The following is a 21,223-nucleotide window of genomic DNA, read 5'->3' as shown; positions in this document are numbered from 1 at the left end:
CATGCTTTCCAACCCTAATATCGACCTGGTGTCGCGCTTTCTTCGCTTGCCTCTGGAGCAGCGCCAGCAGTTTTACCAGCGCCTGCAAAGCCGGGGCATGAGTTTCGCTCAACTGCCGATTGCTCCCACCCGCCACGACAGCGACACACCGACGTTGTCTTACGCCCAGGAACGCCAGTGGTTCCTTTGGCAACTGGACAAGGACAGCACCGCCTATCACATCCCAGGCGCCCTGCGTTTGCACGGGCACTTGGACCTGGCAGCGTTGCAACGCAGTTTCGACAGCCTGCTAGCCCGGCATGAAAGCTTGCGCACGCAATTGGTCGATGACGGTCAACGCCTGTGGCAGGCAGTGATGCCGCAGGCACGGGTGCAGATCCAGCAGGCGCACGTCGACCAAGCGCAGTTGATGGCGCGGGTGGAAGAGGAGGTGGCGCGGCCGTTCGATTTGCACCAGGCCCCGTTGTTGCGTGTGACGCTGTTGCAACTGGCCGAGGATGAGCATGTGCTGGTGATGGTGCAGCACCACATCGTCTCCGATGGCTGGTCGATGCAGGTGATGGTGGAGGAACTGGTGCAGCTCTACGCCGCCCATAACCAGGGCCATGACCTGCAACTCCCGGAGCTGCCGATCCAGTACGCCGACTACGCGCTGTGGCAACGCGGCTGGATGGAAGCCGGGGAACAGGCGCGCCAACTCGCATATTGGCAGGCCCTGCTGGGCGGCGAGCAACCGGTGCTGGAATTGCCGCTGGACCGTCCGCGCCCGGCGCAGCAAAGCCATCGCGGTGCAAGCCTGCAGGTGCATCTGCAACCGACGCTGGTGGCGGGGCTCAAGCGCCTGGCGCAGCAAGAGGGTGTGACCGCGTTCATGCTGCTGCTGGCGTCGTTCCAAGCCCTGTTGTATCGCTACAGCGGGCAGTCGGATATCCGCATTGGCGTGCCGAACGCCAACCGTAACCGTGTCGAAACCGAGCGGCTGATCGGCTTCTTCGTCAACACCCAGGTACTCAAGGCTGACCTTGACGGGCAGATGCGCTTTGCCGAGCTGCTGCAACAAACCAAACGCCGAGCCCTGGAGGCCCAGGCCCATCAGGACCTGCCGTTCGAACAACTGGTGGTGGCGTTGCAGCCCGAGCGCAGCTTGAGCCACAACCCATTGTTCCAGGTGATGTTCAACCACCAGACCGATGCCCAAGGCGGCCGCGAAGGCCAGCAGTTACCGGGCCTGCGTGTGGTGGAACTGGACTGGGACAGCCAGACCACCCATTTTGACCTGAGCCTGGACACCCATGAATCCGCCGACGGGCTTTGGGCCGCGCTGACCTACGCCGCCGACCTGTTCGACGCCGCCACCATCGAGCGCTTGGCGCAACATTGGCAACACCTGCTGCAGGCGGTGGTGAGCGCACCCCGCAGCCGCCTCTGTGAACTGCCAATAGTGGGTGCCGCTGAGCAACACAGGATGCTCCAGGACTGGAACACCCCCGCCGGTGTCACCCCCTTTGAGGCTGTACACCGGCTGTTTGAAGCCCAGGCTGATCAGCAGCCGGAACGTCAAGCCCTGGCCCTGGATGAGCAGACCCTCAGCTATGGGGAACTGAACCGTCAGGCCAACCGCCTGGCGCATTATTTGCTGGCTCAGGGCGTCGGCCCTCAAGGGCTGGTGGGGATCGCCGTGGAGCGCTCCTTTGCCATGGTGGTCAGCTTGCTCGCGGTGCTCAAGACAGGAGCGGCCTATGTGCCGCTGGACCCTGAGTACCCCCGCGAACGCCTGGCGCATATGCTTGAGGACAGTGGTGTGGGCCTGGTGTTGACCCAATCGCACCTGCATGGGCGCCTGCCGTTACCGGCCCAGGTGCTGGCGGTGGACATCGACCGGGTCCAGGCGCAGTTGGCGTTGCGTGCCGACGATAATTTGCCGGTTGAGGTCGAGCCCCAGAGCCTGGCGTATGTGATCTATACCTCCGGCTCCACAGGCAAGCCCAAGGGGGTTGCCATCAGCCATGCAGCACTGAGTGAGTTCGCTGGCATCGCGGCGGATTACTCGCAGCTGGTTGCCCAGGACCGAGTGTTGCAGTTTGCCACCTTGAACTTCGACGGTTTCGTCGAGCAGCTGTACCCGGCGCTGACCCTTGGGGCCACCGTGGTACTGCGTGGCCCGCAGTTGTGGGACGGTGCCGAGCTGTATCGGCAGATCATTGCCCAGGGCATTACCCTGGCCGACTTGCCCACGGCCTACTGGAAGCTGTTCCTGCAAGATTGCCTCGCAGCAGGCCCAAGGACCTATGGTGCCTTGCGCCAGATCCATATCGGCGGCGAAGCCATGCCGTTGGACGGCCCGCTGTTGTGGCAGCGCGCCGGGCTCGGCCATGTGCGCTTGCTCAATACCTACGGGCCTACCGAGGCCACCGTGGTTTCCAGCGTGCTGGACTGCACTGACCCGAGCGCCGTCAGCGCCGGCGGTGCCAGCCCCATTGGCCGGGCGCTACCAGGGCGTGGCCTGTATGTGCTGGACCGTGACCTGAACCTGCTACCGCTGGGCGCCGTGGGTGAACTCTATATCGCCAGCGCCAATGGCTTGGCCCGTGCGTATTTGCAGCGGCCGGGCCTGACCGCCGAGCGCTTTGTCGCTGACCCGTTCAGCCCATCCGGCGAGCGCCTGTACCGCACCGGCGACCTGGCGCGCTATCGCGCCGATGGTGTGGTGGAGTATGTCGGGCGGGTCGATCATCAGGTCAAGGTCCGTGGTTTTCGCATAGAACTGGGTGAGATCGAAACTGTGCTGCTGGCCCAGGACAGCGTGCGTGAAGCGCTGTTGCTGGCTGCCGACAACCAACTGCTGGCCTATCTGGTACCTGCGCAGACGCTGTCTGAAACCGAGCGCGCCGAGGTGGGCGAACAGCTGATGGCCACCTTGCGCGACCACCTGCCGGACTACATGGTGCCGGCGCACCTGATCTTCCTCGAGCGCATGCCGCTCAACCCCAACGGCAAGCTGGATCGCCAGGCCCTGCCCAAGCCAGATGCCAGCGTGGAACAACAGGATTGGCGGGTGCCGGTCACCCCGTTGCAACAACAGGTGGCGGCGATCTGGGCGGCTATTCTGGGGGCCGAACGGGTGGGCTTGAACCAGCACTTCTTCGAACTGGGCGGGCATTCCTTGCTGGCGATGCAGGTGGTGTCACGCATCCGCCAGACGCTGAGCCTGGAAGTGCCGCTCAAAGCCGTGTTCGAACACCCGCGGCTGGAGGCGTTTGTCGCGGCCATGCAAGCCCAGGAGAGCCCATCGCCAACGGCGCCGGCCCTGCTGTCGGCCGGGCGCGTGCAGCCGTTGCCGCTGTCTTACGCCCAGGAGCGACAATGGTTTCTCTGGCAACTGGAACCCCACAGTGCGGCGTATCACATTCCCAGCGCGCTGCGCCTGAAAGGGCAATTGGACCTGGCTGCGTTGCAACGCAGTTTCGATAGCTTGCTGGCGCGTCATGAAAGCCTGCGCACCCATATCCGCCAGGATCACGACGGCGCGGTGCAAGTGATTGAGCCGCCAATGTCCTTGCCGATCACCCAGGCCGATGCCGATGAAGCCCAGCTCAACGCCAGGGTGCAAGCGCTGATCGCCCAGCCGTTCGACCTGCAAGAAGGCCCGTTGCTGCGTGTCACGCTGTTGCGCCTGGCCGCCGACGAGCATGTGTTGGTGTTGGTGCAGCATCACATCGTCTCTGATGGTTGGTCGATGCAGTTGGTGGTCGAGGAACTGGTGCAGTTGTATGCCGGTTACAGCCAGGGCCAGGACGTGCAGTTGCCGGCGCTGCCGATCCAGTATGCCGACTATGCCGTATGGCAGCGCAGCTGGATGGACGCCGGTGAGAAGCAACGTCAACTGGCCTACTGGCGTGAGCTGTTGGGCGGTGAGCAGAGCGTGCTGGAGTTACCGTTCGATCACCAGCGCCCGGCTGTGCAGAGCCACCGCGGCGCACGCCTGGCATTCGAGCTGACGCCGGAACTCACTCAGGGGCTCAAGGCTTTGGCCCAACAGCAGGGCGTGACCCTGTTCATGTTGTTGCTGGCATCGTTCCAGACCTTGTTGCACCGCTACAGCGGCCAGGAAGAAATACGTGTCGGCGTGCCGATTGCCAACCGCAATCGCAGCGAGACCGAGCGCTTGATTGGTTTCTTCGTCAACACCCAGGTGCTCAAGGCCGATGTGCATGGGCAGATGAGTGTCGAGCAGTTGCTGCAGCACGTTCGGCAACGCGCCCTGCAAGCCCAGGCCCACCAGGATTTACCGTTCGAACAACTGGTCGAAGCCCTGCAACCTGAGCGTAGCCTGAGCCACAACCCGCTGTTCCAGGTCATGTTCAATCATCAGACTGACGTCGGCCAGGCTCAGGTTCAGCACCAATTGCCAGGGCTGCGGGTAGAAGGGCTGGACTGGGACAGCAAGACCGCACATTTCGACCTGGACCTGGATATTCAGGAGTCCACCGAAGGTATATGGGCCACCTTGGGTTATGCCCAGGACCTGTTCGAAGCCAGCACCGTGCAACGCATGGCGCGTCACTGGCAGAACCTGCTGCAAGGTATGGTCGCCAACCCACGACAGCAGCTCAGCCAGTTAAGCCTGCTGGACGCGACCGAACAACAACAGATCCTGCAACTGTGGAACCGCACGGAGTCTGGCTTTTCGGCCGAGCGCCTGGTGCACGAATTGGTCGGCGATCGCGCCCGCGAAACTCCGGACGCAGTGGCGGTGAAATTCGATGCTCAAACCCTGACTTACGGCGAGCTGGATCGCCAGGCCAACCGCCTGGCCCATGCCTTGATCGCCCGTGGCGTCGGCCCGGAAGTGCGGGTGGCTATCGCCATGCCGCGCAGTGCCGAGATCATGGTGGCGTTCCTGGCGGTGATGAAAGCCGGCGGTGTGTATGTGCCGCTGGATATCGAATACCCACATGATCGCCTGCTGTACATGATGCAAGACAGCCGCTCGAAATTGCTGTTGACCCATTCGGCCGTGCAACACCGGTTGCCGATCCCGGACGGCCTCGAAGCCTTGGCGGTGGATCAGGTGCAAGCCTGGTCGGATTACAGCGATGCGGCCCCGGATGTGGCGCTGGACGGCGACAACCTTGCCTACGTGATCTACACCTCCGGTTCCACCGGTTTGCCCAAGGGCGTGGCGGTGTCACACGGCCCGCTGGTGGCGCATATCATCGCTACCGGCGAGCGCTATGAAACCTCGCCGGCCGATTGCGAGCTGCACTTCATGTCGTTCGCTTTCGACGGCTCCCACGAAGGCTGGATGCACCCGCTGATCAACGGCGCCAGCGTGTTGATCCGTGACGACAGCCTGTGGCTGCCGGAATACACCTACGAGCAGATGCATCGCCATAACGTGACCATGGCGGTGTTCCCACCGGTGTACCTGCAACAGTTGGCCGAACATGCCGAGCGCGACGGCAACCCGCCGGCGGTGCGGGTGTACTGCTTTGGCGGTGATGCCGTGGCTCAAGCCAGCTACGACCTGGCGTGGCGCGCGCTGAAACCCAAATACCTGTTCAACGGCTACGGCCCGACCGAAACCGTGGTCACGCCGCTGCTGTGGAAGGCACGCAAGGGCGACCCCTGTGGCGCCGTCTACGCGCCCATCGGCACTTTGTTGGGTAACCGCAGTGGCTACGTGTTGGACGCGCAGCTGAACCTGCAACCTATCGGCGTGGCCGGCGAGTTGTACCTGGGCGGCGAGGGCGTGGCCCGGGGTTATCTGGAGCGTCCGGCGTTAACCGCCGAACGCTTCGTGCCGGACCCGTTCGGCAAGCCCGGCAGTCGCGTGTATCGCAGCGGCGACCTGACCCGTGGGCGTCCGGATGGCGTGGTGGATTACCTGGGGCGTGTGGACCATCAGGTGAAGATCCGCGGTTTCCGTATCGAACTGGGGGAAATCGAAGCGCGCTTGCGTGAGCAAACCAGTGTCGGTGAAACCGTGGTGGTGGCCCAAGAGGGGCCGACCGGTAAGCAACTGGTGGCCTATGTCGTACCACTGGACCGGACGCTCCTGGATGATGCTGTCGCTCAATCCACCGGTCGCGAAACCTTGCGGCGCGCCTTGAAAACCCGCTTGCCGGACTACATGGTCCCGACGCATTTGATGTTCCTTGAGCGTATGCCGCTGACCCCCAACGGCAAGCTCGACCGCAAGGGCTTGCCGCTGCCGGATGTGAGTCAGATGCAGCAGGTGTATGTGGCGCCCGAGAGCGAGTTGGAGCAACAGGTGGCGGCCATCTGGGCCCAGATCCTGGGCGTGGAGCGTGTCGGTCTGGCCGATCACTTTTTTGAATCGGGGGGGCATTCATTATTGGCGATGCAGGTAATTTCGCGCCTGCGTCAACTGTTGGGTCGGGAAGTACCCCTCAGAACAATGTTTGAGCAACCGCGACTGCAGGGGTTTGTCGAGACCCTGTGCAACTCCCATGAATCACAGGCAAGTGTGCTTCAGATCCTGCCGGTCAGCCGTCAACAGCCGTTGGCGCTGTCTTATGCCCAGGAGCGCCAGTGGTTTCTCTGGCAATTGGATCCGCACAGTGCGGCCTACCATGTACCCAGCACCTTGCGCTTGCGTGGCTGGCTGGATCATGCGGCTTTGCAACGCAGTTTCGACAGTCTGGTAGCCCGTCATGAAAGCCTGCGAACGCAGGTACATCAGGACGAAGGGCAGGCCTTCCAGATAATCCGTGAAAACGGCACTGTGGCCATCCTTCATGAGCAGGTCAATGAGGCGGACCTGCAGCGTCGGGTAGAGACCGAGATCGCGCAACCTTTCGATCTGCAGCAAGGGCCGTTGCTGCGCGTAACCTTGTTGCGCCTGGCCGAAGACGACCATGTGTTGGTGCTCGTGCAGCACCATATCGTTTCCGATGGCTGGTCAATGCAGGTGATGGTGGATGAGTTGGTGCAACTTTATGCCGCCTACAGCCAGGGCCAGGACCTGCAACTGCCGGCATTGCCGATTCAATATGCTGACTATGCCCAGTGGCAGCGTGACTGGATGACGGGTGGTGAACGCGATCGGCAAATGGGTTACTGGCAGGCTCTGCTTGGCGGTGAGCCGTCAGTGTTGGAGCTACCCCTTGATCGGCCGCGACCTTCGGTGCAGAGCTTTCGTGGTGCAAGCCTGGAGATCAAGCTTGCACCGGCATTAGTGGAGGGGCTCAAGGCCCTGGCGCAGCGTGAGGATGTCACGCTGTTCATTGTTTTGTTGGCGTCGTTCCAGGCTCTACTGCACCGCTACAGCGGGCAGCAGGATATTCGCGTGGGTGTGCCTATTGCCAATCGTAACCGGGTCGAAACCGAGCGCCTGGTAGGTTTTTTCGTCAACACCCAAGTGCTAAAGGGCGATTTCGATGCGCAGCTGACGGTCACCCAGCTGTTGCAGCAGGCCAAGCACCGGGCGTTGGACGCCCAAAGCCATCAGGACTTGCCGTTCGAGCAATTGGTCGAAGCCCTGCAACCTGAACGCAGCTTGAGCCGCAATCCGTTGTTTCAGGTGCTTTTCAATCATCAGAGTCAAGCGCGTCTAGCCAGTACGAGCCAGCAACTACCCGACCTGAGGATTGAAAGCTTGGAGTGGGGCACGCAAACCGCTCAGTTCGATTTGAGCCTGGACACACAGGAAACCGTCGATGGGCTATGGGCAACCCTGACTTATGCGACCGACCTGTTCGATGCCGCCACGCCCAATCGCATGGCGCGCCATTGGCAGAACCTGTTGCAGGCCATGTTGGATGACCCTCACCAACGTGTCGCTCAGCTACCGCTATTGGAACCTCTTGAGCATCAGGTGATAGTCGAACAGTGGAACGACACGGCGCAGGATTATCGGTTGGAAGACAGCGTGCAGAGGCAGATCGAAGCGCAAGTGCGGCGCACACCGAATGCCCAGGCTTTGGTGTTTGGCGCTCAGACACTGAGTTATACGCAGTTGAATGCACGAGCCAATCGATTGGCGCACCGCTTGATCCAGGCCGGTGTCGCGCCTGATGTGTTGGTAGGTGTGGCGATGGAACGCTCCATTGAAATGGTGGTAGCACTTCTGGCTGTGCTTAAGGCAGGTGGCGCCTATGTGCCGCTGGACCCGGACTACCCGCGCGAACGCCTGGCCTACATGCTGCAAGACAGCAACGTACCGCTGCTGCTGACGCAGGCGCATTTGTTACAGGCCTTACCGGTCAGCGCGCCCTCGCACTGTCTGGTGGTCGAGCCCGACGATCACTGGCTGAGCGAGTATGCCGATACCGATCCTGATGTGGCCGTAGACGCGGAAAATCTCGCTTACGTCATTTACACCTCCGGTTCCACCGGCCAGCCGAAAGGGGCGGGTAACCGCCACTGTGCGTTGACCAATCGGCTGCTATGGATGCAACAGGCTTATACGCTCGGCGCCGAAGATACGGTGTTGCAAAAGACACCGTTCAGTTTTGACGTATCGGTATGGGAGTTTTTCTGGCCCTTGATGACCGGTGCACGGCTGGTGGTAGCGGCTCCTGGAGATCATCGAGATCCATCGAAGTTGGTGGAGTTGATCAATCGGCACCAAGTGACCACCCTGCATTTCGTGCCTTCCATGCTGCACGCATTCCTGCAGGATTCACAAGTGGCCAGCTGTCAGGGGTTGCGCCGTATCATCTGTAGTGGCGAAGCCTTGCCGGTGGGGGTGCAGCAACACGTATTCGCCCAGCTGCCGAATACGGGCTTGTTCAACCTGTATGGACCGACTGAGGCTGCGATTGATGTGACTCACTGGACGTGCGTCGATGAGCATCGTGACAGCGTGCCGATTGGCAGACCCATTTCCAATCTGCGCACTTACGTGCTGGATGCGCAGTTGCAGCCAGTCGCGGTGGGCGTTGCGGGCGAGTTGTACCTGGGGGGCGTCGGGCTGGCACGCAGTTACCATCGACGTCCCAGCCTGACCGCAGAGCGGTTTGTACCGTGCCCGTTCCAGCCTGGCACGCGGTTGTATCGTACCGGCGACCGGGTGCGACAGCGCAGGGATGGCGTGATCGAATACATTGGGCGCCTGGATCATCAAGTAAAACTACGCGGTTTGCGCATAGAGCTGGGTGAGATCGAGGCGCGCTTGCTGGAGCATCCACTGGTGCGCGACGCCTCGGTGCAAGTGCATGAAGGCAAGTATCTCGTTGGGTATGTGGTGCTGCAGGATTCGACACTCGCCTGGCGTGATGCACTGAGCACTCATTTATTGGCACATGTGCCGGACTACATGGTGCCTGCGCAGTGGGTACTGCTGGACCATATGCCACTGAGCCCCAACGGCAAACTGGATCGCAAGGCATTGCCTGCGCCGGATTCAAACTTGCACGAACGGCACTTCGTCGCAGCGCGCAATACGCTGGAGCAAGCACTTGTAGCCATTTGGCGCGAAGTCCTGGAGCTTGAGCAGGTGAGTGTCGAAGATAACTTCTTCGAGTTGGGCGGGCATTCGTTGCTGGTCCTGATGCTCAAGGAGCGCATCCGCAAAGCTGTTGGCGTGGAGCTGTCGGTGAGTCAGTTGATGCTCAATCCGAGCGTCGCAGGGCAGGCGGCTTGCCTTGAGGGAAGCGCTGGCAGTTCGTTGATCGTGAGGCTCAACAGTCAAAGCCGTGGAACACCGTTGTACCTGTTCCATCCCAGCTATGGCTCGGTGCATTGTTACAAGGCGATTGCCCTTGCGTTGCGTGAGCACAGGCCGGTGATGGGGGTGATGTGTCGCGCCTTGGCCGAGGAGGGCAGCGAGGTGCCAGCCTGGGCTGCAATGGTCGAGGACTACACGACGCAATTGTTGAAGGCTCAGCCCGAGGGTCCGTTCCGTTTGGCCGGTTGGTCGCTGGGGGGCAACCTGGCGATGGAAGTCGCCTATGGCCTGGAGCAGGCGGGCCGACAGGTCGAGTGTGTTGGCTGGATCGACGCATCCCCGCCGCAGTGGGTCAAGCCGTTTTGGGATACGGCGGTGATGGTTGACGAAAGAGATATTTCTGCCAATGAACGGCGTGTGGAACTGTTGGAGGTGATGTTCCCTGAGTTCTCCCAGCAGATTCATGCCCACTGGTCCGAGCTGCAATGCTTAGAGGCTGCAGAAGGCGAGCAATGGACTGCATTCAGCCACTGGGCCGAGGAAACCCTGGGCTCGCGTTTTGGCGAGCTCAAGGATGAGTTGCTCAGTGGCCACGAAGCGCAGATTTCCTGGGAGGTTGACCGCATTCTCGGGCAGCGCCTGCACGATGCCGACTTCAAGGCGATCAAGGCACCGATAAGTTGCTGGTGGGCGACCTTGAGTCGTACTGGGGTACATCATCAATTGATTGAGGCGAGCATGCTGGAAGTTGCCGTGCAATCAACGATCGAGCGCTCAGTGTTGATCGAGACCAGCCATGACCGATTAATCGATAACGCAGAGTTCGTCCATAGCTTCGCTGCCGCGATGAGCTGACCAGAGGCCAATATGAAAAGCCCCCAGTCACCTTGAGCGACTGGGGGCTTTTTTATGGCCCTATCTATAATTCGGACAAACAAACCGCCCCGGGCAGTCATTGCCTCGGGGCGTCTGATCCTGCTTTAGAAGTCCCAGCGAGTGCTGAGCATGAAGTTACGGGGTTCACCATAAGCGGCAGAATTGTAGAAGCCGATGTTGGTGTAATAGGACTTGTCGAAAACGTTGTTGATGTTCAGCGTCGCCGACACGTTTTTAGTGAATTGATAACGGGTCATCAGGTCCACCAACCAGTACGCTTCTTGAGAGAACTCCTCGTAGCCACCACGGGGAGAGTTATAGATATTCTGCCAGCCAACGCTCTGCCAGCGAGCGCCACCGCCAACGGTCAACTTGTCAAGATTACCCTTGAGCTTGTAAGTGGTGTACAGGCTGACCTGGTCTTCGGGTTCGAAAGTGGAAATCTTGACGTCTTTGTCGTCACGCACAATCTTGTGGGTATAGCCAGCCTGGAGCTGCCAGCCCGGAGCCAGTTCGCCGGACATCTCCAGCTCGTACCCCTTCGTCACGGCCTGGGTGCCTTTGAACGCGTAGTTCGAGGGGGTAGGTTTCAAGTTGTTGTAGTCATCGTCCGAAACGGAACGGTTGTCTTCATGGATCTCGAAGTAGGCCGCACTGGCGTTTACACGACCATCCAGGAAGTCGGCCTTTACACCCAGCTCCCAATTCTGGCCTTCGTCCGGCTCAAGCAGCTTGTTGTCCCTGTCGCGGTTATAGCTTTCCTGGGGCATGAAAATATCGGTGTAGCTGGCGTAAACCGAGTAGGTGTCATTCAGGTCGTACACCGCACCGACATAAGGTACAAAGCGTCCTGACTCGCGATAGGTAGGGTTGTAGCCGGTCACCGTGTAGTTGACTACCCGGCCACCGAGCAGCAGCTTCAGGTCGTCAGCAAGGTTCAGCCGTGTTGTCATGTACATGCCGGTCTGGCGGACGGTGTCGTCGATTTTCGATTGTGGTTTGCCCCAATCAGGTTGCGGTGCGTTGCCGTGCCAGTTATTGAAGTCCACCAGGTTGGGGGCGAGGTTCCAGTAACCATTGCCATTCCATTCCGAAGCGCTGATGGAACCGCCGAATACCAGTTCATGCTCCCTGCCTCCCAGGCTGAAGGGGCCGCTCACATACAGATCGGCGGAGTCACTGACGGTTTCACCGGTGTATTTGCCCGAAGTCAGCTGTGACTTACCATCCAATCCCGGGGTGTCACCCTGAATGGAACCCATGAGTGCGTGGTAGCCGTTGATCTTGTGATCCAGTTGCAGTTTGGTTATCCAGCCATCCCCCAGGTCGTGCTCCAACATGGCGAAGACGGTGCGGGTGTATTGCTCCCAACTGCTCCAGTCGGCCGCGTTGTTGAACGAGCGCTTGACGTCGTTGCGATTACCCTGGGCGTCGATCAATGGGAAACTGCCCGACCAGGATGAGCCTTTCGGCAGGCTGTCCTGATAATCGCCGCCGACTGTCAGCAGGGTATCGGGAGACAGGTCGAACTCCATGATGCCGTAGTAAGTCGGGCTTTTGCGCTCGTAGCGGTCCATGAACGAGTGTTTGTCCTGATAGGCGGCGACGGCCCGGCCACGGATATTGCCGGTCTCGGTCAGCGGGCCACTCACATCCAACTCGCTGCGGTAGTTGTCCCACGAACCGGCACCCAGCGTGGCATGACCTTGGAACTCAGAGGTCGGCTTTTTGCGTACCAGGTTGATAGTGGCCCCCAGTGAACCAGCACCGGTCAGCAGGCCAGTCGCGCCCTTGAGTACTTCAACACGGTCGTAGATCGCCATGTCGCTCAGCGTGTTCCCCGCCGAGTAAGCCACGTTGCGTGCGGTGGAAGGGATCCCGTCATATTGGAAGTTGTTGATAGAGAAACCACGAGCGTAGTAGTTGCTGCGCTCAGTATCGAAGGCTGAAACGGTAATGCCCGGCGTGTGGCGCATCACGTCGTCGACACTGTTCAGGCCAAAGTCGTCCATGTGCTGACGCGTGACCACGGTCACCGATTGCGGGGTTTCCTTGGGTGTCAGGACCAGGCGCGTTGCGGTGGCAATCGAGCCTGGCGTATAGGAGCCGGTATTCTCGGTGACGTTACCCAGCATGTTGCCAGTGACTTGCGTCGGGCTCAGCTCCAGCCCACCACCACTACCAGCAGCAGTGACAGTCAAGGTATTGCCATTGAGGTTATAGGTGGTCTGGCTACCGGCCAGCAATGCATTGATGGCCTGCTGTGGCTGCATCTTGCCCTTGACGGCGGGGCTGTTCTTGCCCTGCACATCGCCCGGGCTGTAGAGCACTTGCACATTGGTCTGGCGGCCAAATTCCTGCAGTGCGCTCCCCAGCGACTGTGCAGGAATATTCAACTCGATCTCCTGGGCCTGCACATAGCCTGCAATCGGCATCGACACAGCCAACGCCAGGGTACTGGGCAAGAGGTTGATGTTCAGGGCCCGGCGCATGGATAGCGCTTTGCTCAGGGGGCTGAGACCGAGTCGTGCTGGCATGGATGCTTTCTCTTCTATGTTTTAAGTGGGCAATTCTAAGTGTTTATTGAGTTTAGTTCTCATTACCACTAGTGAGACGTTCCTACTTCGCAAAACCGGAAAAAATTATTCCGGTACTTCATGCAGGCTCCATCTCATGCACCACCTGACCGGCGCGCAGGCGCACCAAATGATCGGCGATGTCGAAATAACGGTCGTCGTGGCTGATCACGATGATGGTCTTGCCCAGGCGTTTGAGGTCCGGCAGCAGCTCGGTGTAGAAGATGCGGCGGAAGGCCGGGTCCTGGTCGGCGGCCCATTCGTCGAATACCAGTACCGGGCGCTCCTCCAGCCAGGCATTGACCAGGGCCAGGCGCTTGCGTTGGCCGGTGGACAGGTCAGTGGTGCTGAACACACCGTCCTTGACGCTGACCTTGTGCGCGATTTCCAGGCGCTCAAGGTATTGGGTGGCGCTGTCCAGGGACTGGGTGGCACTGCCTTGTACCAGGTCATCGAACAGGTAATAGTCGGAAAACACCGTGGTGAACAACTGGCGATAATCGTCGCGCGCTGGGTCGGTCACCGCTGTACCGTTGAGCAGGATCTCACCCGCCTGAGGCGGATACAGGCCCAGCAGCAATTTGATCAGGGTGGTCTTGCCGCTGCCGTTCTCGCCGACGACAAACACGATATCGCCTTGTTTGATGCTCAGGTTGATCGGCCCCAGGTGGAACGGTTGGCTGCCTTCAACCGCTGGCGGGCTGTAGCTGACGCCGCGCAGTTCGAGGCTGTTGACCACCGGCTTCGGCGCTTCACTGTCGTCCATCAACAAGTGGGGCTCGGGCGAAGAAAAGCGCTCCGACAGTTCGCTGATGCGCCCAAAGGCAATCTTCGCCTTGCCAACGACGGGCAAATAGCCCAGCAGGTGTTCCAGCGGGCCTTTCATATACAGCAGTACCAGCACGAAGCCGGTAATCACGGTGGGATCGGGGTTGGGATTGTAGGCCTGCATCGCCAGGGCCAGGCCAATGACCACGAAGAACAGCATCGAGCCAAAGGTCTTGGCCAGGATATAGATGTTGACCGAACGCACCTGGATATCGCTGATGCGGTCTGCGGTTTCCTGAATGCGGTGGGTGTTCATGCGAAACCGCCGTGGGCGGTGCATGCGCAGTTCCTTGGCGCCAGAAGCAATCGCATTGTAGTAACGCTGCAATTCATCTTCGTGGCTGCGGGCCAGATCGAAGCCTTGGATGCCTTTGCCACCGGCGATGAATTGCACGGCGCTGCCGATGATGATTGCGACCACCATCATCAGGAACATCGGCACGGACAGGTAAGCCAGGTAACCCAGGCATCCCAGGGTAACGGTGGCGGCGATGGCCAGGGGCGTGAAGGCAAAGGAAAAATCGCTGATGGTGTCCACGTCGTGGGTCAGCACCGGGATCAGGCGGTGAGAGCGATATTGCTCGATCTGCCCGATGGGCGCTGACAGCACTTTTTCACCCAGGTCCTTGCGCAGGGCGGCAATGATCCGTTGCCCGACGTAGTTGGTGCCGATGTCGGAAATGATCGAGCTGACCAGCGCCACCACGCACAATGCGGCGAAGGTCAACACCACACCCTGGGTCATGCCCCCCGCCGAATGCAGGGCATTGTTAATCGTCGCCAACAGCAAGGTAATGGCCAGGCCGCCCGCCATGCCAAGGGCGACGGACACCGTCACGATGGTGCGAAAGGGCCTGAGCAATGCGAGCAAACCTTTGAAGGCGCCGCGCTTGGGGTCGGTCATAAATACTTCCCGGAAAGTGAAAAAGAGGGGGCTGGGCACACAGACCCTTACCCATGACAAACGAAGCTGTGGCGTGACTATTTAGCGCGGCGTGCCGGGCGGTGGCAGTGGGCGATAAATTGCCCGGGGCCTGGTTCGTTCTTGTTCTGTAGGCGCACGTGTATCAATGCCGTGCGTGGCCCTTTGAGCGAGAGCGAAACACATGACGAAAAAGAACCTGGTGTATGTCTGGTCCCTGAGAAACGCCGCCGCCGACAAGGCGGGGCAACCGGTGGCCTATAAAGACCACGAGCGCTATATGAAATCGGTGCTGGAGTTTCTGGTGGGCTCGCTCAACGACACGTCGCTGGGCGAGGCTTACAACCTCGTAGGCGTGGTGTATGACGACGATGAGCACAACCCGCGGGACCAGCAGTTGGTGGCGGACTATGGCTTTGCTTACCAGCCGGGTCGCCAGTGGTTGTACCCGGCGGATTTGCGTGTGCAAGGCACGTTGGTCAATGACCTGCTGCTCAGCGTGCCGTCGACCTATCGTCGCCTGCCACGGGGCAGCGCCGAACATGTCGCCGGCAAGCAGGATTTCGAGCGTCGGCTGCATGACACCCTGGTGGAGTTGAAGGCTGACATCGTGGTGCTGGATGGTTTGCTGGTGATCCTCGACGAACTGGTGCGCCCGGGTGCGCCGTTTGCACGGCGCATCATGAACATTCATCCGGGCATCACCCGCCTCGAGTCGCCTTACGAACGCCGTGGGGCGTACGCCACCTGGAATGCGCTGTACGGCGCACGTGGGCAGGCGATTACCGACTGGGCAACCAAGGCGACTCAGGCGTGCGAGCCGTTGTATTGGACCGGTGCGTCATTCCACTACGTGGATAACGGCATCGACTCGGGAGAGGTGTTCCACGACGTGCTCAAGACCGAGATTTCGCCCGAGGACACCATCCTTGAGTTGCGCTGGAACAACTTCAACAACAGCCTGTTCCCGGCATTGCATGAAGGCTTGGAGCTGTTGGCCAAACAAGGCTGAACCCTGTAGGAGCGAGCAAGAACTAGGCGTCCCCCTCGCTCCTACAAGGTATTAGAGTTCGCGTACTACCCGGAACCCAATCCAATCCCCCCGTGTTTGCGGGTAGATGTTGTTGCGATTGCCCGAGCGTGAAAACACCGGCGCCTCGCCCCAGTCATTGCCGCGAATCTGGTAGGCCTCGCAGTTGGGCTCCACCCAGGCACTGCCATCAGTTGGCGCGCCGACGTAGTTCGGATGCTCGCAATCAGCCACCCGCTCATACACATTGCCGTGCATGTCATACATGCCAAAGGCATTCGGTGGGTAGCTGCCCACGGGCGACGAATAGCTGTAGCCGTCCGCCGGGCCGTAGGTGTTGGCGTGCTGGGCGATGCTGTAGCCCTTGCCTTCGTCGAACGGGAAGGGGAACGGGCCGGTGGTGCCGGCGCGGGCGGCGTATTCGCGTTGGGCTTCGCTGACCATCTGGTACGTGTGCCCGGTCTTCTTCGACAGCCAGCTCACGTACTGCTTGATGTCGTCCATGTCCATGCACACCGCCGGCTGACGTGGCCCCTGGGGGTAGCGCGGCTTGCTGGCGATGCATTCGCGGCCGGGGCGGTCGTCGCCATTGGCGATCTTGACTCCGGTCTGGCGCACGTAGCTGTCCCATTCGCCGGCGGTGATGTGGAAGCGGCTCATGGCGAACGGCTTGGCGAAGGTCACGGCATGCATGGGGCCTTCGTCGGGCTCGCGGCCCACTTCGTCTTCCGGGGTACCCATGGTGAAGGTGCCGGCGGGCAGCACCACCATTTCCGGGCAGTCCTTGCAGTCTTTGAAGACCTTGCCCGGTTGTGGGGCGGCGGCATGGGCCAGGCCGGGCAGCAGGGCGCCGCACAGGGCGGTGAGTGCCAGTGCGGTGAGCGGTTTGAGTCGGGATGGCGTCATGGAGGCGTCTCGTTCAAAGGGAAAAGGGGTCATAACCGCTGGCTCAGCAGGGTCATGAAGCGCTGGATCTCATCGGAGTTGTTAAGCAGGCCCGGCGAGGTGCGAATCACCGGGCCAACGTCACGGTCCACCGCGTCCACCACCACGCGGTTTTTCATCAGGTAGGCCGCGACGGCATCGCTGTCCTGGTTCTTGACCCGAAAGAAGGTGAAACCTGCTGACAGCTCGGGGCTGCGCGGCGTGACCAGTTCGATCTGCGGGTGGGCCAGCAGTTGGTCCTTGAGTTCGGTGTTGAGGGCATGGATGCGTGCCTGCACCGCTGCCTTGCCCAGTTGCAGGTGCAACTTGAAGGCTTCGTCGGCGGCCCAGCGATGTTCGAAGGCGTGGTAGCCGCCTGGCGTCATGGTCGTGGCGAAGTTTTTGTCTTCGGAGAAGGTCGGAATCATCGGCGTGACGTATTTGTTTTCGGTCTCGCGGGCGCACACCAGGCCGGTGCCCCGCGGGCCGAACATCCACTTGTGGGTGCCAGCGATGAAGAAGTCGCAGTGCATAGCGGGGAAGTCGAGGTCTTCCACGCCGAAGCCGTGCACACCATCGACGATATAAAGCAGTCGGTCCGGCTCGTCGCGGTTGCGGTTGTGTTCGTCCACCAGCTTGCCGATCTCACCGATGGGCAGTTTTACGCCGCTGCCGGATTGCACCCAGGTCATGCCCAGTACACGGGTGTTGGGGCGAATGTTGCGCTGGATATTGCCCAGCACTTCATCGGCCGAGACCTGATTGGGGTTTTTGAACAGGCGTATCTTGCGAACCTGGGTCTGCTCCTTGCGTACCCGGAAGTCCAGGCTGAACTCGGTAGCGTAATGCTCATGCACCGTGGTGAGGATTTCCTGGTCGGCGCGCACCTTGATCCCGCCATAGATCATCGCCAGCCCTTCGGACGTGCTGCCGGTCAGGGCGATCTGCGCTGGCGTGGCGTTCAGGTAGCGGCCGGCCCACTCGCGTACCTGGCCCTCACGCTTCCAGGTTTCCTGCAGGTCCCAGTCCATGGCCAGGCCAGGGTTGCGGTCGATCTGTTGGCGGTAGCGTTCGATGGCCTCGCGCACGGGCCTGGGGTGCGAGGCCACCAGGAAGTTGGAAAAATGCAGGTAATTGGGGTCCTGGTTGAACAGTTGTTTCAATCCCGTCCATGGGTCGTTCGTGGCGGCGGCGACTGCCTGAGGCAGCAACGCGGTGCCCAGCGGCAGGCTCGCGGCAAAGACGCCGGCCTGCTTGAGAAATGTACGGCGGTCGGTCATGGACTTACTTCGTGGTGGTTAGCGGTTGGCCAAGGGTTTGGCGGCTTTTTGGACCTGGTCCCACACCCGCAGGAAGTTGCCTCCCCACAGCTTGGCGATATCGGCTTCGGAGTAGCCGCGCTGGATCAGTTCGGCAGTGACGTTGCGCACCTCGCCGACGTTCTCCCAGCCCTGGAGGCCGCCGCCGTCGTTGAAGTCCGAGGCAATGCCGACATGATCGATGCCGATCTTGCGCACGGTGTAGTCGATGGCGTCGCCGAGGTCCTTGAGGGTGGCCTTGGGCTCTTCCTCGAGAATGCCGTACAGCGCGCTGGCGTATTGGCCGAAGCGTTGCTCGGGCCAGGCGGCAATGATTGCATCGCCGGGCATCAGGGCCATGGCCAGATTCGGCAGTGGCGGCAGGTCGAACCGTGCGCGCAAGGTATTGAGCTTGTCCTGGGTCGGCTGGCTCAAGGGGCGCAGGTAGGCGGGGAAGCCCACCACCTGCACCACGCCGCCACTGTTCTTGATCAGTTGCAGTTCCTTGTCGCTGAGGTTGCGCGGGATATCCACTGACGCCCGAGGCGCCGAATGGGACGCCACCATCGGCGTGCGGCTCAACTGCGCGACCTGCTCCAGGGCCTTGGTCGACATCTGCGACACGTCGATGATCACCCCCAGGTCATTGAGGCGATGCACCGCTTGCTGGCCGATCGGCGACAGGCCTTCAAGGGCGTCGGGGGAGTCATTGAAAAACGGCAGCGGGCGCGACGAGTCGGACCAGGCGTTATTGCCGATGTAGCTGAACCCGAACATGCGCATGCCGCGTGCGGCCCACAGGTCCAGCTGGTTCAGGTCATTGCCCAGGGGGTAGGCGTTGAGCATGCTGATAAAAATCGCGAACTTGCCTTCGCCGTGCAAGCGGCGCATATCGTCCGGGGTGTAGGCGATGCCCACCTGGTTGGGAAAGTCGCGCACCATGCCGGAGATGATCTTATAGCGCACCTCCTGCTCGTGGCGGGCCTCTTCGACAAAACCATCGGTGGGTTTGTGCGGAGCGTTATCGCCGTTCCAGATTTCCGGCCAGCCGAAGATCGTCAGCGCGGCGCCCGACAATCGGCCGCGGGCGGCCTTGGCCAGGTCGAACTGGCCGCTGCCATCCTTGTCGGCCTCATTGCCCGCCGTGCCGAAATCCAGGGGCAGGGTGATGTGGCTGTCAAATGACAACAGGCGGTCCTGCATTTCATTGGCCTGCTTGATCACCTCCAGCGAGTAGCCGGCGTTGCCCTTGAACCACTGATCCCAGACCAGCAAGCCAGCCCCGGCGCCGATAGCCAGGGCCAGCGGCAGGCCGATATACAGCGCCTTTTTCGAACGTGATTTTGTCATTGCCATCTCAGTCAGTTGAGGCCTTTGCTATCAGGGAAGGACGAGCGATGACGGGGGAAATTTAGGTGGCGGGGGCAGGGCGGTAAATTTCATCGGGTTGCAAACGTTCTAGCTCTGATCAAGCCGTTTCCTAAGGTAGCCAATGACAATCTCTCGACGTGGGTTCATCGCAGGCCTGGCGCTGACCGGTGCAGCGGTGCCTGCGGCCTTTTATGCCCATCGCGAGTTGACGCGGGAAGACGAGTTTCCCATCACCCCCGGCGAAGCTACGGTCGACCTCGCTGACACCCAGGGCCAGCACCTGGCGAACACCCTGCGGGGCGTCTGGAGCCTGCGCCTGGAAGGCCGCGATGCGGGCCTTGCGCGCCTGCCGCTGCAAGGCCTGGAGTTGCTGCTGGACATCGCTCCCCGTGGGCGTGGCCTGCGCGGTTACCTGGACACCGCCGAGCAGCTGCGTGCGGACGGCGAGCCGCGCTACCGCGTCTTGGGTGATGTGCTGACGGGCGAGGGCGCCGTGCTCTATTGGCGCTTGATCGACCGCGATTCCGCCGGCGGTGTGCCGGCCTATGAATTCAAAATGACCCTAGATGAAGTCTGGGCCGATTTCAGCAATGCCGGCAGCGCCACCCTCAGCGGGCACATCCTCGATCTTGAGCGGCCCTTGGCGCTGACCGAACGCGACAACCGTTTTATCGCCCACAAACAACTGTTCCCCGAAGCCCGCCAGCGCATCGGTCTCAACCCGACCTTGCTGGCCTGGCTGGTTTCCCCCGAGCATCGGCTGTTTCACCAACTGTGGCACGCCACCCGCGACCAGTGGCACAAGCTCTCCGAAGAAAAACGCGAGGCCCTGCGTGGCATCGGCTGGCAACCCGGGCCCCGTGGCCAGGAGCGCGACGCTCGCGGCAAGCGCAAGGACCGCAATGGGTCGGGCATCGACTTCTTCTTCATGCACCGCCATATGCTTGGCACCGCACGCTCCATGCAGGACTTGCCGTCCTGGCCGCAATTTCCCGAGCCGCAACCGCCGTTGGAGCGTGATCGCCTGGGCTTTGTGCGCTACTTCGACAACCACGACGGTTTCGCGCTGCCGCCCTGTTGGTCAGCGCCGGATGATGCCGACTACACCCAGTGGGTCAGCGATATCAAGGCCGCCCAGACCTACCACAGCAATTTCCAGGTGTGGGAATCCCAATACCGCGACCCGCGTTACCTGGCCAAGTTGACCCTGGGCCAGTTGGGCTCGGAAATGGAACTGGGCCTGCACGACTGGCTGCATATGCGTTGGGCCTCGGTGCCCCGCGACCCGTCCAACGGCGCCCCGGTACCCTTCGCCCGTGACCCCGCGGACTTTGCCCCACGTTGGTATGCGCCGGAGAACGACTTTCTGGGCGACCCGTTTTCATCCCATGTAAACCCGGTGTTCTGGCATTTCCACGGCTGGATCGATGACCGCATCGAAGACTGGTTTCGCGCCCACGAACGCTTCAACCCAGGCGAGGTGAGCCGCCTGGAAGTCAACGGCGTAGCCTGGTTTGCACAGGGCCGCTGGGTTGAAGTAGGCGACCCTTGGCTGGGACCGGACACCCATGGCTGCAGTACCACACCGGGGCTGCAACGAGGGCGTTCGATGGAAATGGATCCGGAAGTCATGAAGCTGGCCCTGCGCATTACCTTCGGCGCCGATGAGGACGTGCTCAAGGGGTTGTTCAAGCGCGTGCCGCGGCGGCCGTGGTATGCCCGACATTTGAAGGTCACGCACACGCTTTAAAACGTGTTGCAGGC

General features: G+C 61.0%; 8 protein-coding genes. 3 read left to right on the top strand and 5 right to left on the bottom strand.

The genetic code is table 11. The annotated features are described in order from the left end of the window. The first annotated feature begins 1 nt into the window (after position 1). Positions 2-10,489, top strand: a complete 10,488-nt coding sequence (locus tag RHM69_RS07525) for an amino acid adenylation domain-containing protein (protein WP_200601014.1) — start codon at positions 2-4, stop codon at positions 10,487-10,489. 125 nt (positions 10,490-10,614) lie between these two features. Here RHM69_RS07525 and RHM69_RS07520 read toward each other — a convergent pair whose 3' ends face one another. Both RHM69_RS07520 and RHM69_RS07515 read right to left on the bottom strand, forming a co-directional pair. Continuing rightward, complete coding sequence (locus RHM69_RS07520) at positions 10,615-13,047, bottom strand: TonB-dependent siderophore receptor (RefSeq protein ID WP_173877515.1); 2,433 nt, start codon at positions 13,045-13,047, stop codon at positions 10,615-10,617. Positions 13,048-13,165: 118 nt separating this feature from the next. After that, the gene (locus tag RHM69_RS07515; RefSeq protein ID WP_014718819.1) at positions 13,166-14,818 is read right to left on the bottom strand and encodes a cyclic peptide export ABC transporter; all 1,653 of its coding nucleotides are present in this window, start codon (positions 14,816-14,818) and stop codon (positions 13,166-13,168) included. Between the two features lie 202 nt (positions 14,819-15,020). On the opposite strand from RHM69_RS07515, the gene RHM69_RS07510 reads away from it, so the two are divergent. Further along, entirely contained in the window at positions 15,021-15,848 is an 828-nt protein-coding gene (locus RHM69_RS07510; RefSeq protein WP_014718818.1) for a N(5)-hydroxyornithine transformylase PvdF, read from the top strand. A 51-nt stretch (positions 15,849-15,899) separates the two neighbouring features. Here RHM69_RS07510 and RHM69_RS07505 read toward each other — a convergent pair whose 3' ends face one another. Genes RHM69_RS07505 through pvdM form a run of 3 tightly spaced genes read right to left on the bottom strand, consistent with a single transcriptional unit; the run spans position 15,900 to position 19,438 of the window. Beyond that, positions 15,900-16,772, bottom strand: coding sequence for a formylglycine-generating enzyme family protein (locus RHM69_RS07505; RefSeq protein WP_014718817.1), 873 nt, complete (start codon positions 16,770-16,772; stop codon positions 15,900-15,902). A gap of 29 nt (positions 16,773-16,801) precedes the next feature. After that, positions 16,802-18,070: an aminotransferase class V-fold PLP-dependent enzyme gene (locus tag RHM69_RS07500; RefSeq protein ID WP_020303054.1), complete on the bottom strand. Its 1,269-nt coding sequence runs from the start codon at positions 18,068-18,070 to the stop codon at positions 16,802-16,804. 18 nt (positions 18,071-18,088) lie between these two features. Beyond that, entirely contained in the window at positions 18,089-19,438 is a 1,350-nt protein-coding gene (gene pvdM / locus RHM69_RS07495) for a pyoverdine-tailoring dipeptidase-like protein PvdM (RefSeq protein ID WP_020303053.1), read from the bottom strand. A 142-nt stretch (positions 19,439-19,580) separates the two neighbouring features. Here pvdM and RHM69_RS07490 point away from each other — a divergent pair, with 142 nt between their 5' ends. Then, a complete protein-coding gene (locus tag RHM69_RS07490) occupies positions 19,581-21,209 on the top strand; it encodes a hypothetical protein (protein ID WP_058410536.1) in 1,629 nt (542 codons plus the stop codon). Positions 21,210-21,223 lie beyond the last annotated feature (14 nt).

This window comes from Pseudomonas sp. CCI1.1 (genome assembly GCF_034348165.1).
Classification (GTDB): Bacteria; Pseudomonadota; Gammaproteobacteria; order Pseudomonadales; family Pseudomonadaceae; genus Aquipseudomonas; species Aquipseudomonas paracarnis.
Note: the sequence above shows the minus strand (reverse complement) of the source record. Positions and strands in the feature narration are given on the sequence as shown.

Bases quoted from the DNA above. Each gene is read 5' to 3' on its own strand.
- RHM69_RS07490 (WP_058410536.1), top strand. From the start codon at position 19,581: ATGACAATCTCTCGACGTGGGTTCATCGCAGGCCTGGCGCTGACCGGT.
- RHM69_RS07515 (WP_014718819.1), bottom strand. From the start codon at position 14,818: ATGACCGACCCCAAGCGCGGCGCCTTCAAAGGTTTGCTCGCATTGCTC.
- RHM69_RS07510 (WP_014718818.1), top strand. From the start codon at position 15,021: ATGACGAAAAAGAACCTGGTGTATGTCTGGTCCCTGAGAAACGCCGCC.
- pvdM (WP_020303053.1), bottom strand. From the start codon at position 19,438: ATGACAAAATCACGTTCGAAAAAGGCGCTGTATATCGGCCTGCCGCTG.
- RHM69_RS07500 (WP_020303054.1), bottom strand. From the start codon at position 18,070: ATGACCGACCGCCGTACATTTCTCAAGCAGGCCGGCGTCTTTGCCGCG.
- RHM69_RS07505 (WP_014718817.1), bottom strand. From the start codon at position 16,772: ATGACGCCATCCCGACTCAAACCGCTCACCGCACTGGCACTCACCGCC.
- RHM69_RS07525 (WP_200601014.1), top strand. From the start codon at position 2: ATGCTTTCCAACCCTAATATCGACCTGGTGTCGCGCTTTCTTCGCTTG.
- RHM69_RS07520 (WP_173877515.1), bottom strand. From the start codon at position 13,047: ATGCCAGCACGACTCGGTCTCAGCCCCCTGAGCAAAGCGCTATCCATG.